The 22,133-nt window shown below is 62.8% G+C and carries 19 protein-coding genes; 9 read left to right on the top strand and 10 right to left on the bottom strand.

Annotated elements, in window-relative coordinates; all coding sequences use genetic code 11:
* Positions 1–469 precede the first annotated feature (469 nt).
* The gene (locus tag ACSMXN_RS18140; RefSeq protein WP_035943811.1) at positions 470–1,396 is read right to left on the bottom strand and encodes an enoyl-CoA hydratase; all 927 of its coding nucleotides are present in this window, start codon (positions 1,394–1,396) and stop codon (positions 470–472) included.
* Positions 1,397–1,811: 415 nt separating this feature from the next.
* Here ACSMXN_RS18140 and ACSMXN_RS18135 point away from each other — a divergent pair, with 415 nt between their 5' ends.
* From ACSMXN_RS18135 to ACSMXN_RS18115, 5 genes are all read left to right on the top strand, one after another.
* On the top strand, positions 1,812–2,999 hold the full coding sequence (locus ACSMXN_RS18135; RefSeq protein WP_081649084.1) for an amidohydrolase family protein: 1,188 nt from the start codon (positions 1,812–1,814) through the stop codon (positions 2,997–2,999).
* A gap of 54 nt (positions 3,000–3,053) precedes the next feature.
* The gene (locus ACSMXN_RS18130; RefSeq protein WP_022913220.1) at positions 3,054–3,887 is read left to right on the top strand and encodes an acyl-CoA thioesterase domain-containing protein; all 834 of its coding nucleotides are present in this window, start codon (positions 3,054–3,056) and stop codon (positions 3,885–3,887) included.
* A gap of 88 nt (positions 3,888–3,975) precedes the next feature.
* Positions 3,976–5,136: a CaiB/BaiF CoA transferase family protein gene (locus ACSMXN_RS18125; protein WP_022913219.1), complete on the top strand. Its 1,161-nt coding sequence runs from the start codon at positions 3,976–3,978 to the stop codon at positions 5,134–5,136.
* A gap of 136 nt (positions 5,137–5,272) precedes the next feature.
* Positions 5,273–6,007, top strand: a complete 735-nt coding sequence (locus ACSMXN_RS18120; RefSeq protein WP_027139418.1) for an SDR family oxidoreductase — start codon at positions 5,273–5,275, stop codon at positions 6,005–6,007.
* A 53-nt stretch (positions 6,008–6,060) separates the two neighbouring features.
* Positions 6,061–6,684 (top strand): phosphoribosyltransferase family protein, encoded by a 624-nt coding sequence (locus ACSMXN_RS18115; RefSeq protein ID WP_196811262.1) that lies wholly within the window; start codon positions 6,061–6,063, stop codon positions 6,682–6,684.
* A 105-nt stretch (positions 6,685–6,789) separates the two neighbouring features.
* Here ACSMXN_RS18115 and ACSMXN_RS18110 read toward each other — a convergent pair whose 3' ends face one another.
* The 8 genes from ACSMXN_RS18110 to ACSMXN_RS18075 form a co-directional block, all read right to left on the bottom strand.
* The gene (locus ACSMXN_RS18110) at positions 6,790–8,049 is read right to left on the bottom strand and encodes an amidohydrolase family protein (protein WP_022913216.1); all 1,260 of its coding nucleotides are present in this window, start codon (positions 8,047–8,049) and stop codon (positions 6,790–6,792) included.
* Positions 8,050–8,090: 41 nt separating this feature from the next.
* Entirely contained in the window at positions 8,091–8,960 is an 870-nt protein-coding gene (locus ACSMXN_RS18105; protein WP_022913215.1) for an LLM class F420-dependent oxidoreductase, read from the bottom strand.
* A gap of 116 nt (positions 8,961–9,076) precedes the next feature.
* Entirely contained in the window at positions 9,077–9,331 is a 255-nt protein-coding gene (locus ACSMXN_RS18100) for a hypothetical protein (protein ID WP_022913214.1), read from the bottom strand.
* A gap of 35 nt (positions 9,332–9,366) precedes the next feature.
* Entirely contained in the window at positions 9,367–9,804 is a 438-nt protein-coding gene (locus ACSMXN_RS18095; protein WP_022913213.1) for a nitroreductase/quinone reductase family protein, read from the bottom strand.
* Positions 9,805–9,861: 57 nt separating this feature from the next.
* Positions 9,862–11,187, bottom strand: coding sequence for an MFS transporter (locus ACSMXN_RS18090; RefSeq protein ID WP_022913212.1), 1,326 nt, complete (start codon positions 11,185–11,187; stop codon positions 9,862–9,864).
* 170 nt (positions 11,188–11,357) lie between these two features.
* Positions 11,358–13,502 carry a S9 family peptidase gene (locus tag ACSMXN_RS18085; RefSeq protein WP_051148871.1) on the bottom strand — a complete coding sequence of 715 codons (2,145 nt, stop codon included), beginning with the start codon at positions 13,500–13,502 and terminating at the stop codon, positions 11,358–11,360.
* Between the two features lie 22 nt (positions 13,503–13,524).
* Positions 13,525–14,295: a hypothetical protein gene (locus ACSMXN_RS18080; protein ID WP_022913210.1), complete on the bottom strand. Its 771-nt coding sequence runs from the start codon at positions 14,293–14,295 to the stop codon at positions 13,525–13,527.
* A gap of 205 nt (positions 14,296–14,500) precedes the next feature.
* The gene (locus tag ACSMXN_RS18075; protein ID WP_022913209.1) at positions 14,501–15,130 is read right to left on the bottom strand and encodes a methyltransferase domain-containing protein; all 630 of its coding nucleotides are present in this window, start codon (positions 15,128–15,130) and stop codon (positions 14,501–14,503) included.
* A gap of 47 nt (positions 15,131–15,177) precedes the next feature.
* Between ACSMXN_RS18075 and ACSMXN_RS18070 the strand changes: the two genes are divergently transcribed.
* The 4 genes from ACSMXN_RS18070 to ACSMXN_RS18055 all read left to right on the top strand — a co-directional run bounded on the left by ACSMXN_RS18070 (position 15,178) and on the right by ACSMXN_RS18055 (position 21,493).
* Positions 15,178–15,576, top strand: a complete 399-nt coding sequence (locus ACSMXN_RS18070; RefSeq protein ID WP_027139416.1) for a universal stress protein — start codon at positions 15,178–15,180, stop codon at positions 15,574–15,576.
* A gap of 301 nt (positions 15,577–15,877) precedes the next feature.
* Positions 15,878–17,197, top strand: a complete 1,320-nt coding sequence (locus ACSMXN_RS18065) for a bifunctional o-acetylhomoserine/o-acetylserine sulfhydrylase (RefSeq protein WP_022913206.1) — start codon at positions 15,878–15,880, stop codon at positions 17,195–17,197.
* A 45-nt stretch (positions 17,198–17,242) separates the two neighbouring features.
* Positions 17,243–18,406, top strand: a complete 1,164-nt coding sequence (gene metX, locus ACSMXN_RS18060) for a homoserine O-acetyltransferase MetX (RefSeq protein ID WP_022913205.1) — start codon at positions 17,243–17,245, stop codon at positions 18,404–18,406.
* Positions 18,407–18,604: 198 nt separating this feature from the next.
* Complete coding sequence (locus ACSMXN_RS18055; protein WP_022913204.1) at positions 18,605–21,493, top strand: lamin tail domain-containing protein; 2,889 nt, start codon at positions 18,605–18,607, stop codon at positions 21,491–21,493.
* A 94-nt stretch (positions 21,494–21,587) separates the two neighbouring features.
* Here ACSMXN_RS18055 and ACSMXN_RS18050 read toward each other — a convergent pair whose 3' ends face one another.
* Positions 21,588–22,121 (bottom strand): VOC family protein, encoded by a 534-nt coding sequence (locus tag ACSMXN_RS18050; RefSeq protein ID WP_022913203.1) that lies wholly within the window; start codon positions 22,119–22,121, stop codon positions 21,588–21,590.
* Positions 22,122–22,133: the final 12 nt, after the last annotated feature.

Below are 22,133 nucleotides of genomic sequence, written 5' to 3'. Positions count from 1 at the left end.
TATCTTGGGGCCAAGGGGTAACAGCGCGCCTGGTTTCGTCACCAATTCGTTGCAACGTCGATACCAAGCCGTGGCCCCGCTCGACCGGCTCCGACCACTGTCGTGGGCTGGGATGATAATCAGACTATGTTGACTTTCCTAACTCATGCCCGCAAATGGCATGACTACGTTGCTGCGGTTAGTTGATGGAGGCGAAGAACCGGCGACCTCCGTCCGATGAATACGTACTGTGGCAGAAATAGCTCTTGTACAACAGGTTTTCGAAGAAAATTTTCGCCGGACGGCCCTAGCGTCTACCGCTCAAGTGCCATGAATCGTGGGCACAACGTCAATCGTCAGTGCGATGTGGACGCGATAGTAGACCTAGTCTAGGTTTCGATCTAGGCTATGGCGCAGGTTCGATCAGAGCACCGCCGCCGCTCGACCTACACATGAGCGACGATGGACATTCCATTGCCGTCCGCGGTGCTCAACTCGCGCTGGCAGCGGCGGCGTGCGGATCAGCGACCGTCTTGCTGATCGGTACAACAGGTGGTGCTTCGTTCCATGGCAAAACACCGTGTTCAGGCTTGCCGATCGGATACTTGTCGTCGTTGATTTCGGCCCAGTGCGAGTGGTTCATCTGGTGGATCGTGAAGCACGCGTTGAGCGCGTTGTAGAAGCCCATGTTGTCCATGGTCTGGTTGACGGACTCCTTGATCATGAGTGCTGCCGACGTCGTGGTCCGAGCGAGGCGTCGGGCATATTCCAGCGTGCGATCCTCGAGTTCGGCCCTGGGGAAGACCTTGCTCACCATGCCCAAGCGATAGGCCTCGTCGACGTCCATCGAGTCGCCAGTCAGCATCATTTCCTTCGTACGGCGAGGACCGAATTCCCAGGGATGGGCGAAGTACTCGACACCGCACATACCCAAACGTGTCCCGACGACGTCAGCAAAACTCGTATCATCAGCTGCCACGATCAGGTCGCAGGCCCACATCAGCATGAGACCCGCGGCGAACACGGTGCCCTGAACCTGGGCAACCGTTATTTTGCGTAGGTTTCGCCAACGCAGAGTGTTCTGAAAGTAGAAGTGCCATTCCTGCGTCCAGCGGCTCTCTGCTCCAAGACGGGTGCCCCCATAGCCTTGGGCAGTGAAGTGCTGGTCCGGTCCGGGGGCGAACTCAGCGGCGGACTCTTTCGAGCCCATGTCATGGCCGGATGAGAACAAAGGCCCGACGCCACCAAGGATTACGACTCTGACCTGGTCGTCGGCTTCGGCTGCCAGGAACGCATCATTGAGTTCGACCAGCAGACCCCTGTTCTGCGCGTTGCGGGTTCGAGGTCGGTTGAGAAGAATACGAGCAATCGTGCCATCGTCGAAGGTCTCATAGGTGATGAAGCGATACGCGGTCACGTGGGCCAGCTCCTCATTGGGGGCGCAGCCGAGCCAACAGACCAGGCGTCCGCGCCGTGAACTAAGTGTCATCAAACTAGACGGTCCATTCGTGCCGGTCAATTATCTACAGGGTCTGAAAGGCAAACGCTCATCACGTTGCGGCGGCAGCGGTGAGTCGTGGGGCAGTTGATCGCTCAACATTTCATGACGATGCCGACACTGCGTACCGGCGGCGAGCGGTCGACGCCCGGCCCGGGTCTCGCGACAATCCGTCGCTCATCGGTTTTGTCTATGGACAAATATCAGACTGAGCCTTAATACTGAGTCGCCGTTCACAATCTGGTGCTCTGCCTTCGCGGAGCGCCACCCTTGCGCGCTGGAGGCTGTGTTGTCCCGTTCCTTGGATTTCCCCGTATTTGACGCCGATAACCACATGTACGAAACCGCCGACGCCTTCACGAAATACCTTCCCGAGAGCCATGCGGGCCTGGTCAAATACGTTGAGGTCAACGGGCGCACCAAGATCGCGCTGAAGAACAAGATCTCTGATTACATCCCGAACCCGACGTTCAACGTCGTAGCATCGCCGGGCGCCCAAGAGGTCGAATTCCGGTTGAAAAACCCGTCGTCGAAGACGAGCGCGAAGGCCGGCGACCGCGAGCTGACACCGCCGCCCCGGTACATCAAGTCGATCCCGGCGTTCTTCAATCCCGAGGACCGCCTTCTGCTCATGAATGACCTGAGCATCGACCGGGCGATGATGTGGCCGACGTTGGCGAGCCTGATCGAAGAGCGTCTCTCAGACGACATCGAGGCCACTCACATCATCGTGCGTGCCCTCAACGAGTGGATGTATGAGCACTGGACGTTCAACTTCGAGGACCGCATCTTTCCCACCCCGGTCATCACGTTGCCCATCTTGGATGAGGCGCTTCGCGATCTGGATTGGGCTCTGGAGCGGGGCGCACGTGCGATCCTGATCAGGCCGGCACCAGTACCCGGAAACAACGGCCGGCGTCGTTCGTTCGCGCTCGAGGAGTACGACCCGTTCTGGAAGCGAGTCGAGGAGTCCGGCGTCCTCGTCGGCATGCACTCATCCGACGACGGCGCTCAGCGCTACCTGAACGAATGGGAGGGCCACACTGGCGAATTCCTACCGTTTGCGGGAAAGCGATCGGCGTTCAGCGCGATCGTGAGTTCCCAGCATCGCACCATCAAGGACGTCGTCTCGTCGATCGTCGGTCATGGCCTGGCGACACGATTCCCTGCGATCCGCTTCATGCCGATCGAAAACGGGACGGCCTGGGTCCGTCCTCTGGTCGCGACCCTGACCACGCTCTACGACCGGACCCCGGAACTCTTTGACGAGGACCCGATGGTGGCCTTGAAGCGGTCTGTCTACTTCCACCCGTTCCACGAGGAAGATGTTCTTGGCCTCGTCGATGTGGTCGGCGCGGACAACGTCGTCTTCGGCTCCGACTATCCACATCCTGAAGGCATGTTCGACCCGGTGACCTTCGTTGACGAGCTGGAGACGCTGTCCAACGAAGATCAGCGAAAGATCATGGGCGCCAACCTGGCGAACCTCATGGGCGTGGATCCGTTGGCCAAAGCCGTTTGATGCTGTCTTGTAGTAGCCAGCACATCGGAGAGGAAACATCCGTTGACTGAACGGATGAAAGTTGCCGCCTCGGGTATTGAGAAGCTGATCAGGCTGCTCGATATCGTGCCGCTCGGCTCGGACGTGTACGTGGCCCGCAGTGAGTTGCCGCCGAGTAGGCCCACGCCCTTCGGCGGCGAACTCATGGCTCAATCGCTTCGGGCGGCGGCGGCGACGACGGATGGCGCGCTTTTTCCCCATTCGCTACATGCCAGCTTTCTCCGCGCCGGCGATGCGGGACAAGACCTGCTGATTCAGGTCGAGCGGCTGGGCGACGGTCGATCATTCTCCCGACGTCAAGTGACGGCCCGACAAGGCGACCGCGTGCTCCTCACGATGACCGCCTCTTTTCAGCGGGACGAGCCAAGCGCAGAGTTTCAGGTTCCGGCGCCGACCGTTGCGGCACCGCCGGGTGATGACTTCGTCAGTGATGTCGATGGCAACGGGGTCGTGCTCGGGCTGGACATGATCGACCGCAGCCGCGAGGGGGTGCCACCCGATCAAGCGGTCTACCTAGCCTGGGTACGCAGCCAGGGTGAGTTGCCCTCCGACCGGATCCTGCATTCGTGCATCATGGCCTACCTGTCGGACATGGGCGCACCGGCGATTGCCGCTACTGCAATAGGCCTACGCGCGGGTGGGCCCGACAGCTCGCCGGCGGGCTCGGCTCGGACGACCAGCCTCGATCACGCGATGTGGTTTCATCGACCCGGCCGCTGCGATGATTGGCTGCTGGTGAGCGCAGTTCCACTATCGACGGTGGGGTCGCGCGGTTTGATGCTCGGATCGTTGCACGATCGGTCGGGACGACATCTTGCTTCGTTCACCCAGGAGATGCTGATCCGGTAGCGGTGCTTGGAATTGCGTGGCCTTCTTGAGCTCGGGCCGCGCGTCAACTCTGGGCTCCGATGATGGCACGAGGAGGTTCGGTATTCCGATGACGAATGCTCAAGGACGCCTTGGTCCGCTGGCTGATGTACGAGTGCTGGACATGTCTCGCTTGCATCCCGGCGCGTTCTGCACCTTGGTGCTTGCCGACCTTGGCGCGGACGTGATCAAGATCGAGCCGCCGGGTGGCGACCCGATGCGCTACGCAGGGGCTTCGAGCCCGGGCAACGTGGCGCTGAACCGTGGCAAGCGTTCGCTCGCACTCGACCTGAAGAATCCGGCGAGCGCCGAGATCGTGCGTCGCCTGGTCGCCGACGCTGACGTGCTGGTCGAGTCACAGCGCCCGGGCGCAATGGCCAGACTCGGGTTGAGTTACGAATCCCTCGCCGAGATCAACCCTGGATTGGTGTGGTGTTCCATAACCGGTTTCGGCGATGGCAGCCCGTATCAAGAGCAGGCTGCGCACGACGTGACACTGCTGGGCTATTCAGGATTGCTGTCGTCGATCGCCGGAGATTCGGTATACGGCTCGCCGCAGTTGGTCATCGCGGTTCCGATTGGCGGGCTGATGGCCGCTACCGGAATCATGGCCGCGTTGCGCGAACGGGACCGGACGGGCCGTGGCTCGCGCGTGGATGCCAGCCTGCTGGACTCAGCCACCTGGATACTGGGGGAGCAGATTGCCGCGGCTGGTCAGGGTCTGCCGACCAAATACGGTGATCAGGCGGCCAGGCGCTCCTACCGCTGCTCTGACGGCGAGCTGATCACGCTCGCAGCGGTCGAACCACGGACCTGGCAAGCGCTCGTCACGGGACTCGGACTGCCCGAGCTGGCCGACAAGATGCCGCGTACGCCGGAAGAGAACCAGATTGTATTCCGCAGATTCGAGGCAATCTTCGCCGAACGGACGGCTGCGGAGTGGCTGGCGCAACTCGGCGGCGCCGGGTCGGCGATCGGCGCGGTGAACACGGCCGAACAGCTACTGGACGATCCACATATGCGGCAACGGGAAAGCATCGTCGAGGTGGGCGGCCACCGGGTGCTTGCGAGCCCGTTACGCATCGCCGGGTTGAGCGGTCCAGTGACGCAGACGGCAACGCACCCGGCGCCGGAGCTCGGCGGTGACTCCGAAGCGGTCCTTTCGGCCGCGGGGTATTCCGACGCTGAGATTGCACAATTCCGCAGCGACGGAGTCCTTCCGGCCACCTGAGAGTCGGCTGCTGCGCGCCCCCAGTGATCACCAGATCGTCCCAGTCTCACGTTCGCTGTCTCTCCGGCGCCGATATGTCGGCATACTGGTGGGAGCTGTCCAACTGCCGCGGGGCACCGAGGAGAGGGACGATCCCATGCCTGCTGAAACACGAGACCTGACCGACACCGTGGTGGCCGTTACCGGCGCGAGCTCGGGTATCGGCGCGGCCACTGCTCGACTGCTGGTCGAGGCCGGCGCCCGCGTGGTGGTGCAAGCAAGGCGGATGGATCGGCTGGAAAGCCTCGTTTCGGAATTTGGGTCGGACAAGGTCTTTGCCGTGACTGGCGATGTTCAGGATCCGTCGTCCGCGACCGAACTGGTCGTCGCGGCGAACCGTGAGTTCGGCCGGTTCGACAGCATCGTGATCAACGCGGGCATCGGAATGTACGGCGGCATCCTCGATTGGACGGACGACGAGCTTCAAACGATGATGCGGACCAACGTGGAAGGGACGGTCTGGGCCGTTCGCGCCGCGGTTCGTGCGTTCCGCGAAGTCGGTGCCGGCGACGTCGTGATCATCGCGTCGGTCGCCGGCCTACGGGGTGGTGCGGACGAGGCCGTCTACGCGGCGACGAAGTTCGCCCAGGTAGGCATGGCCGGTGCGTTGGATCGTGAAGTCCGACCGGACGGAATTCGCGTCACCTCGATCTGTCCGGCCGGCGTTGAAACCGAATTCGCGATCGGCGCAGGACGTACCGAGGGTGATCCCGCTCTGGCGGCGTACCTGCGTCCGGAGGATGTCGCGTTCGCCGCGGTCACCGTGCTCCAGCAGCCACGACGGCTGCGCACCACCCAGTGGCAGTTGTGGAGCATGGGCCAAAGCAGCTAGGCGCCTGCTCCTCAGCCTGCTTGTTTCGAGGCGCGATGAACAGAGTCTGTTTCGTGGACCGAGCCGACGCCGGCAGACAACTTGCCGCGGTGGCCCGCGAGCTATGCGGCAACGCGACCGTGGTCCTCGGCTTGCCCAGAGGCGGAGTGCCTGTCGCCTACCAACTTTCCCGGGTGTTGAAATTGCCGCTCGACGTGTTGCTGGTGCGAAAGCTCGGGGTGCCCTTTCATAGGGAACTGGCGATGGGCGCTGTCGGAGAGGAAGGGGTACGGATCCTCAACGCGGACGTCGTGCGACGCTCGACGATCACTGCTGAACAACTCGCCGCGGTGGATCGCGCCGAGCGGATCGAGCTCGCCCGCAAAGCCGCGCTCTATCGCGACGTGAAATCGAGAATCGACCTAAATAATATGGATGTTGTCATAGTCGACGATGGCATCGCCACTGGCGCGACGGCCCGTGCGGCCTGCCAGGTCGCGCACGCCCGGGGCGCCGCGAGCGTGGTGGTCGCGGCGCCCGTGGTCTCACCGAGTGCGGCAGCGGCACTGAGCCAGACCGCCGACCACGTCATCGCGGTGGCGACTCCACAATGGTTCAGCCATGTGGGGGCGTTCTATGAAGACTTCGAGCCTGTCGCTGACCGCGAGGTGCTTCGACTCCTCTCGAAATCACTCTGAACCGACGCGGTATTTCGACGGAGATTCAGCCGCAAAGCAAACAGGGCAACGGCGACGTGCCGCTGCCCTGCTTGCGCTTGCCCTGTGCTCGCTTGGTGAAGACGCTTAGTGTGCGCCGCTCGCGGCGTAGAGCTCGCGCCATTCGTGCTTCGAGCGGATCGTAACGTCGACGTCGGGCGACAGCGCCCGCAGCGATCCGACATTGGCGTCGGCCTTGCTGATGTGCTTGAACGGGTCCCAGCCGAAGTAGCGGCAGCTGTTCTCCCAGGTGATCTTGTTGATCTCCGGATCGGTGACCGACGCTGAGTTCATTTCAGCCAGCACGAACTCGGGCGCATCGGGGAAGATCGAGTCCGAGTGGGGGTAGTCGCATTCCCACGCGATGATGTCGATACCGATGTCGGCGCGGACTTTCAGCGCCGTGGGGTCGGTGACGTAGCAGGCCAGCGAGTGTTCGCGGAAGATGTCACTCGGAAGCTTGCCGCCGAAGTCGTGGCCCAGCCAGCGCTGGTTGGTGTAGTGCCGGTCGCAGCGGTTGAGGTAGAACGGGATCCAGCCGATACCGGCTTCAGACCAGGCCACTTTCAGGTCGGGGTACTTGAAGAACGCACCACCCCAGAGCAGGTCTTGCGCAGCCAAGGTGGAGACCTGGGTCGCGAGAATGATGAGGTTGTCGATCGGAGCGTCCGGCGCCGAATTGATCGCCGAGAAGCCCTGCCCGATGTGCAGGCACATGATGACCTGCTCTTCCGAGCAGGCCTGGAAGAACGGGCCCCAGTAGTCGAGGTTGTGGTAGCTCGGCAACCCCTGCATGTGCGGCAGTTCCGGCATCGTGATCGCCCGGCAGCCTTTCGCGGCCACCCGCCTGACTTCTGCGGCCAACGCCTGCGGATCCCAGACCGGCGCGATCGCTAGCGGGATGAACCGGCCCGGGTAGGAGGCGGCCCATTCGTCAATGTGCCAGTCGTTGTAAGCCTGCAGCATCACCAGTGCCAGGTCCTTGTCCGCTGACTCCTGGAAGAAACGGGCACTGAAACCGGCGAAGGACGGAAAGCACATCGAGGCGAGAATGCCGTTGCGGTTCATATCCCGAATCCGCTCGTGCACGTCATAGGAGCCAGGCCGCATCTCAGCGAACGTCGACGGGTTCATGCCCCATTCCTCGTTCGGCCAGCCGACGACCGCGTTCAGGCTGCTCGAGCCGCTGGAAACTCCCTGGAACCACCACTTCTCGAAGCCGTTCTCGTCCATGATGCTCTTCGGGGCCTTGTCGCGGTACTTGGCCGGCACGTGGCTGTCGAACATGTCTCGAGGCTCGATCACGTGATCATCGATGCTGACCAAGATCAGATCTTCTACGCGCATGAACTTCTCCTCTTCCCTTGTAGGTTCACGACTTGATGCTGTTACCAACCGGAGATCTCCGGGATGACGACGGACCCGATCTTTTCCAGCGGTTCGATCGATGACCCGTCCGCGACGGAGCCGTGCACCGTCGTGAAGCCGAACTCGTGCAACATCCGAAGGCGCTCCAACAGGCCGTCCACGCCCCCTTCGCCATCGAGACTCAGCGAGAGTATTGCTGTCTTCTCGATCGCCTCGTAATCGCGTCCGAGTCGGTTGCAGTGCTCGCGCAAAACGCTGAGCTTGTGCCCGGAGTCCGGACCACCGAAAACGTTGCAGGCGTCGGCATATTTGGCGACCAGCTTCAGGGTCAAGCGTTCGCCGGCGCCCCCGATCAGAATCCGGGGGCGGGGCCGGGACACTGGTTGCGGTGAGTTCAGCGTGCTGCCAAGGGTGTAGTACTTGCCCGCGTAGGGCCCGTCGTCGTCGCTCCACATCTGCAGGCAGATCTGAAGGGCCTCCTCGAGGCGCTCGAACCGCTCGACGGTGGGCGCATAGGACAGGCCAAGGCCCGTTGCTTCTTGCTCGTTCCACGCCGCGCCGATGCCCAGCCATGCCCGGCCGCCAGACAGCACGTCCAAGGTCGTGACGGCTTTCGCCAGCAGGCCGGGGGAGCGATAGACGGCACCGGTCACCAAAGTTGACAGCTCGATCGTCCTGGTCCGGGCAGCTACGAAGCCGAGGGTGGTGTACGCCTCGAGCATCGCGTCGTTCTCTTCGCCGAGCATGCTGATCTGCCACAGGTGATCCATCACCGTCAGCCGGGCGAAGCCGGCATCTTCGGCAGCGACGGCAATGCGCGCCAGGGTGGGACCGATCTCAGGGACGTCGCCGGGCCAGCTGAAGCTGTTGACGTGCAGCCCGAGCTTCACGGCGGCTCCTTCGACTCCTAGGCCCGGTGGTGCGCAGTCTCGCAAACGAGACCAGGCTTGGCGAAGGTATCACGCACCGAAGAGCTCTTCAAGAGGACGTACCAGTGCAGCAAATACTAATTCACTTTTCTGAGGGATATGTCATCAGAAACTCCGATTGATTCGGCGTCGATCGCCCGCAGGCCCTCCCCGAGGCGTTCGCGCGCCTGCTGTAACAGCTTGAACGAGCTGGTGGAAGTGCTCATCGAGGCCGCACGTTCGGGATTGGCATCGTGCTCTGCGATCAGGTGGGCCTGCAGCGCGGCGGCGACTTCGTCAACAGCCATCAGGGCCTGGTAGATCGCTCGTTCCCGAGCCGTGTCATCAGTCATGAGCCGAGTATTGCACCGCTGCATGCGGTATGCGATCAGTCTGCGTTGCGGATGAGGCGAATGATCGGTATCTCGCGGACTCCCGCGGTTTTCTCTTCGTACCGAGGGAGCTTCGGCAGCGCCACCGATAGCAATCCGATCAGTCGATCGCGTTCCGGCGAGGCAGGCACCGTCTGCGCCTCGGCTGAGTATTTCTGACCATCCCATTCAACGGTGACGATCGGGTTCGCGACCAGGTTCAGATACCACTCGGGGTGCGTCGGGGTGCCGCCCTTGGTCCCAGCGATGATCAGATCGTCCCCGTCTGCCACGCATGCCAGCGGATTGGTGTAGGAGCGGCCACTCTTTCGGCCAGTGTGCGTGAGCAACACGATCGACTCCTCGCCGCCACCGGTCGATCGACCGCCGTTGGCGCGAAACTGCTCGATGATCTGACGGTTCTGATCGTTGATATGTGGCTTCGGTGCACTCATGCCTGACCTTTCCTTTTGACGTGATGCTACGAGTCTCGTTCCCGAGTTTGGCCCAGGTCAGCTGGGCAGCGGTTGCGCCCCGCCCACCGATGCGGCGGCTGATTGTCGCGCGCCTTCGGAGGCGACTACCCGCCGGAACACGACGAACATCGGCAGTCCGAGCACAAGCAGTGCGGTCCCCGCTATCGGAAAGACATGCCGGAATCCGACCGCCACCGCGAGAGCGCCGCCGAGTGCCGGGCCGAGCTGTGCCGACAACGCCGACGCACTCTGATAGAGCCCGAAGATGGAGCTGACTGAGGACGAGTCCACCACGCTGGGCAGCAGTGCGACGGTGCTGGTCTGGAGCGCCCCGCCGAACAAGGACATCGTGATGACCAGTACCGCCAGCTGCCACACCTCCTGCACGGTGCCCGCCGGAATCAGGAAGAGTGCCACACCGACGGTCGCGGTGAGCAATACCGTCTGCAATCCGAACCGACGAATCAACCGGCCCGACATCATTGCCGCCGACGCGCTGGCGATCGAGATGCCGAAGAAGAGCCAGCCGACAGTCGCGGTAGTAGAGGCACCGTCCGGTAGCAAGGTCCCGACATACGGCGCGAGGATCGGCTGGATCATCGGCGCGGCAAAACTCACGCTGAGTACGAGACCTAGCGCCGCCCAGACGACGCGCGAACGCAGCATCTGTCGCAGAGCGCCCGGCCGGGGCACCTCGGCGACCGCGACCACCTCAGGGTCGACGGTCCCGGGTGCGGCCGGTTTGGGTCGAGGAATCCGCTGTTCCTGGATCATGAAGGTCGCGACGGTGGCGCCGGAGAACATCAGGATGCCCGCCGTGATGAAGGTCGTCCGGTAGCCGAGCGCGCTGATCAATGACGCCGCCAGGACCGGACCGAGCGCGACGCCGATCAAGGTCGAGGCCTGCAGATGGCCGAGGGCGCGCGGTAGTAAGGAACGGGGTGTGCCGGTGGCCATCAGGGCCATCGCCGCTGCAGGCGCGCCCGCCATCACTCCGATCAACATCCGGAACAGCACGACCTGCCAGACGCTCGTCGCCAACCCGATCAGCAACAATCCTGTCGCGCCACCGAATGAGGCTCGTACCAGCATCAGTTTTCGGCCGTACCGGTCGCCAAGCGCTCCCCAGATTGGCCCGGTGACGAACGATCCGAGGCCGCCGAGGCCAGATGCGATGCCGGCCCAGAGCGCGGCCTGCGGCCCACTGATGCCATCGAGCTGGCGGAGGTAGAGCGGCAAGAAGGGTGTCGTGAAGGAAAACGACGCGGTCAGCAGGAAGACGCAGAGCATGGCGGCATAATTGTTTCGACGCCAGCCGGGAAGGCCAGCTTCGAGGTCCGCGCTCGCTTCGATCTGCGCCACGCACTACCACCCGTCTCGGTCACGATCTGCATTGGCCGTATCGAGGTCCGGTTGCCTCGGCCGTGCCCTGCGCTCGAGTCGACGAGTCAGCAACCTGGGCGCACTGGAATGAGAGCGCGTTTTTCAATGAGTGTCCAGTGTTGTCGGGCCAGGTGTGATGAGTTTGGCCGCTAGACAGGACGGGCCACTCCGCTGACGTCGGGCGTCTGGGCGCCCACCTGCAGGGCATCCAGCTGCCAGGCGAGACTGAAGGCGAGTTCTCGCCAGGCGTCATATCGCCCGCTGCGGCCGCCGTGTCCGGCGTCCATCTCGGTCTTCAACAGGATCTGCGCCGAGCCCGTGGCTGTCGCTCGTAGCTTTGCGATCCACTTCGCCGGCTCGACGTAGAACACGCGGGTGTCGTTCAAGCTGGTGATCGCCAGGATAGCTGGGTAGTCCTTGGCTTCGACGTTCTCGTAGGGCGTGTAGGACTTCATGTACCGGTAGACCTCGGGGTCGGCGAGCGGGTTGCCCCACTCCTCCCACTCGGTCACGGTCAGGGGTAAGGACGGATCGAGAATCGTCGTGAGCGCGTCGACGAAAGGCACCTGCGCCACAATGGCGCCGAAGGCCTCTGGCGCAAGGTTGGCGACCGCGCCCATCAACAGGCCGCCGGCACTACCGCCCTGGGCGACAATGCGTTCCGGACGTGTCCAGCCGGCGCTGACCAGATGCCGGGCGGCGGCGATGAAGTCGGTGAAGGTATTGCGTTTCGACAGCATTTTGCCCTCGTCGTACCAGTGGCGTCCCATCTCGCCGCCGCCTCGGACGTGGGCGATCACGTAGACGACGCCGCGATCCAGAAGCGACAATCGGGGGATCGAGAAGTACGGATCGATGGAGTGCTCGTAGGAGCCGTACCCGTAGAGGACGACGGGTGCGTTGCCGTCCCTTGCTGCGTCTGCCCGAGCCACGATTGACAACGGAATACGGGTGCCGTCAGGAGCTTCGGCCCATTCGCGGGATTGCCGGTACTGCGACAGATCGACATCGCCCAACACAGCTTGTTGCTTGCGCAGCAACAGGGTTTTCGTCGCGAGGTCGTAGTCATAGACCGTGTCCGGCGTGATCATCGAACCGAAGCTGAGCCGATAAGTCGGTGTGTTCCACTCCGGGTTGCCCGCCGGGCCAACGCTGTAGAGCGCCTCATCGAAGGTGATCGGTTCCGCGTCGGCGAAGTCATGACCCGCGCGTCGCATCACCGAGAGGTTCGTCAACCCGTTCGTTCGTTCGTACAAGACGGCATGATCGGCAAAGGCATCTATTGCCAGCAGTCGACGCTCCTTGCTGCCAGGAATGAGCGTTCGCCAGCCTGCCGCTCCCATCGAATCCAGGGTGGTCGTGCTGAGCTCGAAATTTATCGCGTTGGTGTTGTGCACGATGAGTAGTTGATCGCCGGCATGTTCGACCTCGTATTCGACGCCTTCGCGTCGTGGCTCGACGACGACCGGAGCTGATCCTGGCGAGGCCGCGTCGATGAACCAGACCTCACTGGTGAGCTTGCTGCCAACGGTGATCTGGATGGCCTGCTTGTTCCGGGTCAGGTCGACGCCAACCCAGAATCTCTCGTCGGGCTCGGAAAAAACGACAACGTCCGTTGATGAATCGGTGCCGACAATATGTCGCCAGACCTGATTCGGGCGCCAGGCGTCATCGACAGTGACGTAGAAGATCGAGCTGGCATCGGCGGACCAGGCCGAGGAGTAGAAAACGCCCGCTATCTCGTCGGGTAGATCCACGCCCGAGCGTAAGTCCTTGATCCGCAAGGTAAATCGCTCGTCGCCGCTCAGATCCACCGAGTATGCGAGGAGATTGCCGTCGGGTGAGGTATCGAGCGTTCCGAGGGAGAAGAATTCCGAATCGCCGGCGATGTCGTTGCCGTCCAGCATGATCTGCTCGCCGGCGACCGCAGCAGGTGAGTCTTCCGTAGCCGTTGGAACATCCGGCGGGCGATCGCCGACCGCCGGCACCCGGCAGTGAATTGCATACTGCTGGCCCTCAACCGTCCGGCTGTAGTACCAGAATCCGCCGCGGCGGACCGGGACCGACAGATCCGTCTGTTTGGTTCGAGCAGCGATCTCATCGAAGATCTGCCGTCTCAGCGGCTCGAGGTGTGCGGTCCGTACGTCGGTGTAGGCGTTCTCCGCTTCAAGGTATTGCAAGACCTCGGAGTCGCTCTTGTCGCGCAGCCATTCGTAATCATCGGTGAAGGTGTCACCGTGGTGAATTCGCGCGATGGGCTTTCGCGCGGCGCGCGGTGGAGTCAGTTCGGTGATGTCGTGAGGCACTTACTCGACGTTACCCGGCGGGCACCCGGTGTGCGGCGAGCACGGCGTCGAGCTCGGCGAGCTCGGCACGGAGTTTGGCAGCGCGTTGCTCGGTCTCGGCCAGCGCGGTCTCGTTCACCTCGGCAACGGCCTCCGAGATGCTGGGTTGGGCGAGTAGTTCAGCGACGGCAGTAACTACCCCGGGTGGCACCGCCAGCGACTTCGCTACGGATTTTGCACCCCGCAGTGCACTGACTGACCAGGCCGCGCCGGTCGAAGTGATCGTGATGCTGATCTTGGCAGGGGCGCCTGCTTTTCGACGTGAGGCAACCTTGACTGGCCGAGAAGCCTCGGTTGGCGGATCGACGGTGTGAGCAGCGGCCGGAGTGGGTGTGGAGATTTTGGCGGGCGCAGAGTCGCCCGATCGTGAATCGGGGGCTGCGGTTGACGGCGTATCGACTCCAGCTGGTGGTTTGACCGTCGGCTTGGGCGTGGACCGTCGCCTGCTGGTGCTCCTCGACGTGACTTTCGAGGCTTTCGACGGCACGGCCTTGGAGGCGGGCAGGTCGAGCTCGTTGGGCGCAAACGGTAATTCATCGGTATGACCGTTCACACTGACTCGAACAGTGACGTAGTCGGCGCCGTCGACAGCCGGATCACCAATCCTCGTTACCGCGCCCGTCGTGCCGGCGCCGAACTGTGGATCTGCCAACCGCACTCGAACACGCTTACCGTCGGCCAGTTGGCCACGCATGACAGCCACCGCCTCTGGGGTCAATCCGGTCTTTCGACGTCCCGCCATCTCACTGCTCCCACTTATCACTTGTATCGGTACTGGTCTTACCTGTATCGGTACCCGTCTTACCTGTATGGGTGCTGGTCCAGGGCCGCCATCCTTACGGGACCTAGTCTGTCGCACGCCTACGACAGCTTTGCCGACGCGGTCGCTCTGTTTACTGACGATCTGTACTGACGATCTGTACTGACGATCGGTACTGACGATCTCGCTATGCCGATTTGGGCTTTCGGTGCACGCGCACGACATAGCCCGACCGTGGGTCGAAGGCCGCGCCGTCCCAGGTCGAAGAGGTTGCAACTTCGGTCAATCCTGCTTCGCTGCAGGCCTCGTCGTAGTCAGCCAGCGGGGTCACTGGGCAGCCCGGCGGCAGGTGCCCCGCGTCGAGCCCGAACCCGGCCACGAGCCAACCACCGTGCTTCGTCCGAGCCGCCAGATGGGTCACGACCGTGCCTAGGCTGCCGGGCCGGAGCAACGGGATCACGTTTCCGGCGGCGACGACGAGGTCGAAGATGCCGGCACTGGAAAGTGGCCAGCTGGCCTCGAGATCGGTGAGGTACCAGGCGATCTGCGGTGCCCTGTCGCGGGCGACCGCCAGCATTGAGGCATCGGCGTCGGCGCCTACGCAGTCGAAGCCCAGCTCTGCCAGGCGGATCGATACCCTGCCCGTTCCACAGCCGGCGTCCAGGATGCGGGCTCCGGGATTTACCAATGACCGGCAGAAGTTTGCTTCGCCGTGCATGTCGCGCCCGTCGGCTGCCAGCGCGTCGATCCGAGCGGCATACTTCGCGCCGGAGCTGCCACCGGTAAGTTCGGCCCATCGGTTCGTGCCGTCAGCCACGCCCAGAGCCTATTATGAGCTGGGCTCGAACTGACGAAGGGCACTCGATGACCGTTCTGGTGAGTTATGTTCCCTCGGCCGAAGGCTTCGCCGCGCTTGAGGCCGGCATGCAGGCTGCCAAAACCACGGATCAAGACCTCGTGGTGCTCAACGTCGTTGTTGGAAGTAACTTCGCCGATCCGACCTTCGCCGAGGAGAAGGATCTGGAAGCAGTCCGAAGCCGCATCGCACAACGGGGTATCAAGGGCGACGTACGACAGGCACTTGATGCACGAGACGTGGCCGAAGAGGTCCTCAAAGCAGCTGACGCCCTGCCCGCGTCACTGATCGTGGTGGGCCTGCGGCGCAAATCCCTGGTCGGCAAACTGCTACTCGGCAGCAATGCCCAGCAGATCATCCTGTCGGCGAATTGCCCGGTGCTGTCGGTTCGTCCAGATCTAGCCTGAGCGAGCCCAGCGCGAACGGGCAGCAACGGCATTCTGCGATGCCTGAACGGAAACGGCAATGTCTAGCTACTACGTAGACTATGTGCAGTGGTCGCGGTATCGTGACGAGCATGGTGGCCGTGAGCTCTCGACGTCGTGTCGAGTTCATGGCTGACCGGCGCCCGACCTGTCGTGGTTGTTGATTCCCGAGGCGCCTTGAAACGCGGCAATGCCGCATTCCTTCGAATCAACTCTGAGCCGAGCCGGGCAGCTTCCGGCTCACTGGGAGCGATTCCTACCGATCACGAGCAGGAGTAACCGCATGACCGATCCGGCCAACTGGTCTTTCGAAACCAAGCAGATCCACTCAGGCGCCACGCCCGATGCCGCTACCAATGCGCGCGCTGTGCCCATCTACCAAACGACGTCCTATGTCTTCAATTCCTCCGAACACGCCAAGAACCTCTTTGCGCTGGCTGAGTTCGGCAATATCTATACCCGCATCATGAACCCGACGCAGGCCGTCGTGGAGGAACGCATCGCCGCGCTCGAAGGCGGCGTCGGCGCTCTGCTCGTCGCCTCTGGGCAGGCGGCCGAGACGATCGCAATCCTCAATATCGCAGAGGCGGGCGATCACATCGTGTCCTCGTCCTCGCTATATGGCGGCACGTACAACCTGCTGCATTACACCCTTCCGAAGCTCGGCGTGCAGGTCAGCTTCGTGGACGACCCGGCAGACCCGGCCAGTTGGCGCGCTGCGGTGCGCGACAATACCAAGCTGTTCTTTGGCGAAAGCATCCCGAACCCGAAGTCTGACATCCTGGACATCGAGGCGGTAGCGGCTGTTGCTCACGAGGTGGGCGTCCCGTTGATCGTCGACAACACCGTCGCCACGCCTTATCTCATCCGGCCCTTCGAATTCGGCGCAGACATCGTCGTGCACTCGGCCACCAAGTACATAGGCGGGCACGGGACCTCGATCGGCGGCCTGATCGTCGATTCCGGGTCATTCGACTTCGCCGCCTCGCCTGAGCGTTTCCCCAATTACAATCAGCCTGATCCGAGCTACCACGGCCTCGTGTACGCACGTGACCTGGGCGTCGGTTCGGCGTTGGGCGCCAACCTCGCGTTCATTCTCAAGGCGAGGGTTCAGCTTCTGCGCGACCTCGGGCCAGCCGTATCGCCGTTCAACGCATTCCAGTTCATCCAGGGGCTGGAGACTCTCAGTCTTCGGGTCGAACGCCACGTAGCCAATGCGGCGAAGGTCGCCGACTATCTCGAGCGGCACGGTCAGGTCGAGAGAGTTCTGTATGCCAGCCTGCCGTCCTCGCCGTATTACGCCCTCGCGCAGAAATACGCGCCGAAGGGCGCGGGCGCCGTGCTGGCATTCGAGATTGCCGGCGGCATCGACGCAGGTAAGAAGTTTGTGGAGGCGCTGACCTTGCACAGCCACGTTGCCAACATCGGTGATGTTCGCAGCCTGGTCATTCACCCTGCGAGTACGACGCATTCGCAGCTGACACCGGAGGAGCAGCTTGCCTCTGGGGTTACACCCGGCCTGGTTCGGCTGGCCGTGGGCATCGAAGGCATCGACGACATTCTTGCTGATCTCGAACAGGGATTCGCAGCCGCGAAGGCCTGATCGGGACCGAGGCCCAACATCGGAAGACAAGAGGCTATCCATAAGGTGGCGGCGCGCAACGCGTACTGGCGATTCGGCGATGACCCCGGTCATCGACGGTTCATCTCGACAGGAGCACTCGACCTCGAATCAGGCGAAAAGCTCTCCGAACTGACTATCGCCTACGAAACATGGGGAGATTTCACCGGTGACAATGCGGTGCTCGTTGAGCACGCGCTGACTGGTGATTCCCATGTGACCGGTTCCGCGGGGCCAGGTCATCCAACCGCTGGCTGGTGGGATGACCTGGTCGGCCCGGGCCGCGGTCTGGACACGAACCGATGGTTCGTGGTGGCTACGAACGTTCTGGGTGGCTGCCAGGGCACCACAGGGCCCAGCAGCCCAGCGCCGGACGGCGCTGCCTACGGTTCGAGGTTTCCCTATCTGACAGTACGTGATCAGGTGTCGGCCGAGGTGGCAGTAGCCGATGCGCTGGGTATCGACCGGTGGGCGCTGGTGATCGGTGGTTCGATGGGGGGCATGCGCGCGCTCGAATGGGCGGTGACGCATCCCGAACGCGTAAGCCGACTGGCCGTGGTGGCCAGTACCGCGGCGGCGTCCGCGGAACAGATTGGCCTTTGTTCTACGCAGATACACGCTATTCGGGCAGATCCGGCGTGGCGCGGGGGCGACTATTACGACGCTGGTTCGGAAGAATCGGCTACCGGAGATTCATTTGCCGGGTCGCCGGTTGGTGGTCGGGCTTTGGGCCCGATAGCAGGTTTAGGGATCGCCCGGCGTATCGCCCACATCAGTTATCGAAGCGAATTCGAACTGGCCGCTAGGTTCGGTCGGGAGCCACAGGACGACGGCCGCCCTTGGATCGGTAGCGGACGTTACGCAGTCGAGTCCTATCTTGATCACCATGCCGACAAGCTGGCAGCACGGTTCGACGCCGGCAGCTATGTGACTCTGAGCGAGTCGATGAACTCCCATGACGTGGGCCGCGACCGGGGCGGCATCGCGGCCGCGCTGGCGACGGTCACCGCATCGACACTCGTGGTTGCCGTCGATTCCGATCGCCTCTATCCGACTTCCCAACAGGCTGAGATCGCTGCGCGCATTCCCGGCGCGAGCTATCGAGAGATCGCGAGCCGCTATGGGCACGATGGCTTTCTGATCGAGACGGAGCAGGTCGGAGTGCATCTCGCCGGGTTTCTGGCCAGCTGATCGACGACGCGCTGGCACAACCTGACAAGTGGATCTTCGTCGCGAATAGCTTCATTGGCACTTCACGGTAAAAACGCCCGGAAGCCCCTATCTTCACCCACCCGACACCGGTTAGGGTGCCGAGCATCACCGGGCGTCCACTCAGCGGCCGGAGGATTTGTCGAGCACCCGCCGTATCCGACCCTGGGGAGATCCTCCATGTCCGTCAGCAGGCATCCGAAGTTCGTCAACAGGCAAACGCCCAGCGAAGCAGCCAAGGACTCGGCCGGGATGCGGGGACGGGCCGGCAAGCACAAGGCGGTAGCTGTGTTTTCAGCTGTTGCGCTGGCAACCACAGGCCTGGTGGCGTTGGCATCAGTTGCCGCGGCCGCACCCAGCTCAACCGTTGTCATCTCGGAGGTATACGGCGGCGGCGGCAACGCCGGCGCTCCGTTGACGAATGACTTCATTGAGCTCTACAACGCCTCCGCTTCAACCGTCGACCTGACCGGTTGGTCGGTCCAGTACGCCTCAGCGAGTGGCACCAGCTATCAAGTCACCCAGTTGACCGGTTCCGTCGCCGCGGGCGGTTTCTATCTGGTGCAGGAGGGTGCGGGGGCCGCAATGCCGGCGCCTTTGCCCACTCCCGACGCGGTGGGCTCGATCGCGATGTCAGCCGCCGCAGGCAAAGTGGCACTCGTTACCTCAACGGTTGCGCTTGGGTGCGCCGCCGCCTGTCACGGCGCACCGGGCGTACAGGACTTCGTCGGGTACGGCACGGCGAACGATTTCGAGGGCGCCGCCGCGGCACCGGGACTGACCAACTCCACCTCGGATCAACGGTCGGCCACAGAAGCTGACACCGACGCCAACAGCGCCGATTTCGTAGCTGCGGCGCCGACCCCGAAGGCGGCTGGCACCAGCACCGGAGGCGGCGGCGGCACCGATTGTGGCGCGACTCCGACCCCGGATGCCTGCGTACCCGGCACCGTCACAATTCAGGATGTACAGGGTTCCAGTTGGAAGTCGCCGCTCGATGGCCAGTCCGTAACGAAGGTGCCTGGCATCGTCACCGCGGTCCGCACCGCTGGTAGTAGCAAGGGTTTCTTCATGCAGGAACCGAATCCGGATCCGACCCGCCCGGCCGCGTCGTCTGGCGTCTTCGTCTTTACCAGCAGCGCCTCCGTTGCGGTCGGAGATTCCGTCCTGGTGACGGGAGCAGTAAAGGACTTCTACCCGTTGGCATCGGGTGAAACGCTGAGCACGACGTCGAGCTTGTCCACCACCGAGATTGATCCGACGCTGGTTACCACGATCCAGAAAGGCGTAACTCCGCCGAGCCCGCTCCTACTGACGTCGACCACCGTGCCCGACCAGTTCGCGGCACCTGGGGCTGCCGACGCTCCGCACAGCATCGAGACCACCAGCCCGTTGGACCCAGCCAGGTCCGCGCAGGAGTTCTTCGAAGCACACGAGGGGATGCTCGTCGAACTCGACAATGCCAAGGTCGTCGGACCTGGCAATGAATTCGGCGAGATCTATGTGACGACCAAGCCCGGCGAGCAGATGACCCCTCGTGGTGGTACCTATATCGCCGGTTACGACCAAGTGCCTGCGGGTCGGCTGTTGGTGACGCCGGTGAGCGGCACCGTCCCAGCGGCGAACGTCGGTGACCAATTGAATGGGCCGACGACTGGCCCGGTGGACTGGTCCACCTTCGGCGGTTACGACATCGCCGCGACGCAGGTCGGTTCGTATCAGAACAACGGCCTCACAGGTACATCGGCAACGCCGCAAGCCGCCGATCAGCTCGCCGTCGCGACCTACAACGTAGAGAACCTCGCGCCGTCCGATCCGCAATCGAAGTTCGACCGATTGGCGGCTGGCGTGGTCAAGAACCTCGCTTCGCCGGACATCATCTCGGTCGAGGAAATTCAGGACAATGACGGTGCGACCGACGACGGCGTTGTTGCAGCGGACGTGACGATCACGAAGTTCACCGATGCCATCGTTGCTGCGGGCGGCCCCGCATATCAATCGGCCTCGGTGAATCCGGTAAACGACGCAGACGGCGGCCAACCCGGTGGCAACATTCGAGTGGTCTTTCTCTATAACCCCGTGCGGGTGAGCTTCGATGCCAAGGCGGGTGGCGATTCGACAACTGCCGTGACAGTCTCGACGGGATCGGACCACACCGCCGAACTTTCCGCCTCGCCCGGTCGCGTCGACCCGACCAACGTCGCGTGGACCGACAGCCGCAAACCGCTGGCGGGCGAGTTCACCTTTGACGGTAAGAAGGTCATCGTGGTGGGAAACCACTTCGACTCAAAGCTCGGTGACCAGGACTCGGACGGGCGGTACCAGCCTGCGGCCCGCAGTTCTGAAATTCAGCGCACCGAACAGGCAACCGTCCTCAATGGATTTGTGAAGCAGGTGCTCGCAGCGGATCCCCGGGCGAACGTCGTCCTAGCCGGCGACTTCAACGACTACCAATTCTCGGCTCCCGTCAAGACACTCACAGACGACGGCGCTACGCTGACCGACCTGATCAACACGCTGCCTCAGGATGAGCAATACACTTACAACTTCAATGGAATCTCGCAGGTGCTTGACCATATCTTCGTCTCGAAGCCATTGACCGATGCTGGTGTTGCAGCGGTTCAGTACGACGTAATCCACATCAATTCCGAGTTTGCTGATCAGGTTTCTGACCACGATCCGCAGGTAGTGCGGATCCGTCCCGTTGCCGCGATACCACCCGTCCAGAAGGGCACGATCAAGCTGGCGCCGTCAACAGTGGCGGCTGGCAAGAATGTGAAAGTGACCTTGGATGGTTGGAGCCCGTCGACGCCACTGACGCTGCTATTGGATACCACCCATGTTGCGTCGGTGACCACCAATGCGCAGGGTAAGGCAGCCGCCACGGTGGCGATTCCGAGGGCGACGACCGTGGGCGCGCACAAACTGACCGCGCAGGCTGCCGACGGCACCAGCGTTGCGGCAAACCTCCAGGTACAGAAAGCGTGCGTGCTGCCGCCTGGCCCGAGCGGAACGCTGGCGCAGTGGGTGCAGTATCTGCTGGCGCTGCTGACCGGCAAAGCCTGCTAACCGCAGGCCAACAAACCACCGTGGCGAATTGTGTAACGCTCGGCACCCAGGGGGTGCCGAGCGTTACACAATTCGCCAGCGGTTAGACGGGTGGTTAGACGGGGGCAGTAACGGAGGTGCGTGATACGCCGACGCCGCCGTGCGTGTCGCGGCCGAAACGTGCGATTTCGCGTCCGAGATCGAGGGCGCCGATGCTCGAAGACTTCGTGCGGTCGGCGTCGGTGAGCAGATCCGCCGGGATCAGCCAGACGACTTCAAATTCCAAGCCATTCGGGTCCTTGGCGTACAGCGATTTGGTGGTGCCATGATCCGAGGCGCCGACCAGCGAGTTGGCCTCAGCCAGCCTGCCGGCCAACTCCTCCAGGTCACCGAGGGTGTCGACCTCCCACGCGAGGTGATACATGCCGACTGATGTGCGTCCGGCGCCGGAAGGTCCTGCCTGCGCACCGAGCTCGAAAAGGCCCAGATCGTGGTCGTTGGTCGAGCCGGGGGCACGCAAGAATGCCCCGCCACGGATGGCGTCGCCGCCGGGAATGTATTCGAAACCGAGGATATCTCGGTAAAACGCCACGCTCTCGGCGACATTGCGGACGTAGAGCACGGCGTGGTTCAAGCGGAACACAGACATGGCGGTCTCCTC

It is taken from the genome of Parajatrophihabitans canadensis, from assembly GCF_053764775.1.
This window is presented reverse-complemented; position numbering and strand designations above follow the sequence as displayed.

What these genes read in the sequence shown, in the direction of transcription:
- ACSMXN_RS18135 (WP_081649084.1), top strand. Translation starts at nt 1,812, where the DNA reads ATGTACGAAACCGCCGACGCCTTCACGAAATACCTTCCCGAGAGCCAT.
- ACSMXN_RS18130 (WP_022913220.1), top strand. Translation starts at nt 3,054, where the DNA reads ATGAAAGTTGCCGCCTCGGGTATTGAGAAGCTGATCAGGCTGCTCGAT.
- ACSMXN_RS18125 (WP_022913219.1), top strand. Translation starts at nt 3,976, where the DNA reads ATGACGAATGCTCAAGGACGCCTTGGTCCGCTGGCTGATGTACGAGTG.
- ACSMXN_RS18120 (WP_027139418.1), top strand. Translation starts at nt 5,273, where the DNA reads ATGCCTGCTGAAACACGAGACCTGACCGACACCGTGGTGGCCGTTACC.
- ACSMXN_RS18110 (WP_022913216.1), bottom strand. Translation starts at nt 8,049, where the DNA reads ATGCGCGTAGAAGATCTGATCTTGGTCAGCATCGATGATCACGTGATC.
- ACSMXN_RS18100 (WP_022913214.1), bottom strand. Translation starts at nt 9,331, where the DNA reads ATGACTGATGACACGGCTCGGGAACGAGCGATCTACCAGGCCCTGATG.
- ACSMXN_RS18095 (WP_022913213.1), bottom strand. Translation starts at nt 9,804, where the DNA reads ATGAGTGCACCGAAGCCACATATCAACGATCAGAACCGTCAGATCATC.
- ACSMXN_RS18080 (WP_022913210.1), bottom strand. Translation starts at nt 14,295, where the DNA reads ATGGCGGGACGTCGAAAGACCGGATTGACCCCAGAGGCGGTGGCTGTC.
- ACSMXN_RS18070 (WP_027139416.1), top strand. Translation starts at nt 15,178, where the DNA reads ATGACCGTTCTGGTGAGTTATGTTCCCTCGGCCGAAGGCTTCGCCGCG.
- ACSMXN_RS18065 (WP_022913206.1), top strand. Translation starts at nt 15,878, where the DNA reads ATGACCGATCCGGCCAACTGGTCTTTCGAAACCAAGCAGATCCACTCA.
- ACSMXN_RS18055 (WP_022913204.1), top strand. Translation starts at nt 18,605, where the DNA reads ATGTCCGTCAGCAGGCATCCGAAGTTCGTCAACAGGCAAACGCCCAGC.
- ACSMXN_RS18050 (WP_022913203.1), bottom strand. Translation starts at nt 22,121, where the DNA reads ATGTCTGTGTTCCGCTTGAACCACGCCGTGCTCTACGTCCGCAATGTC.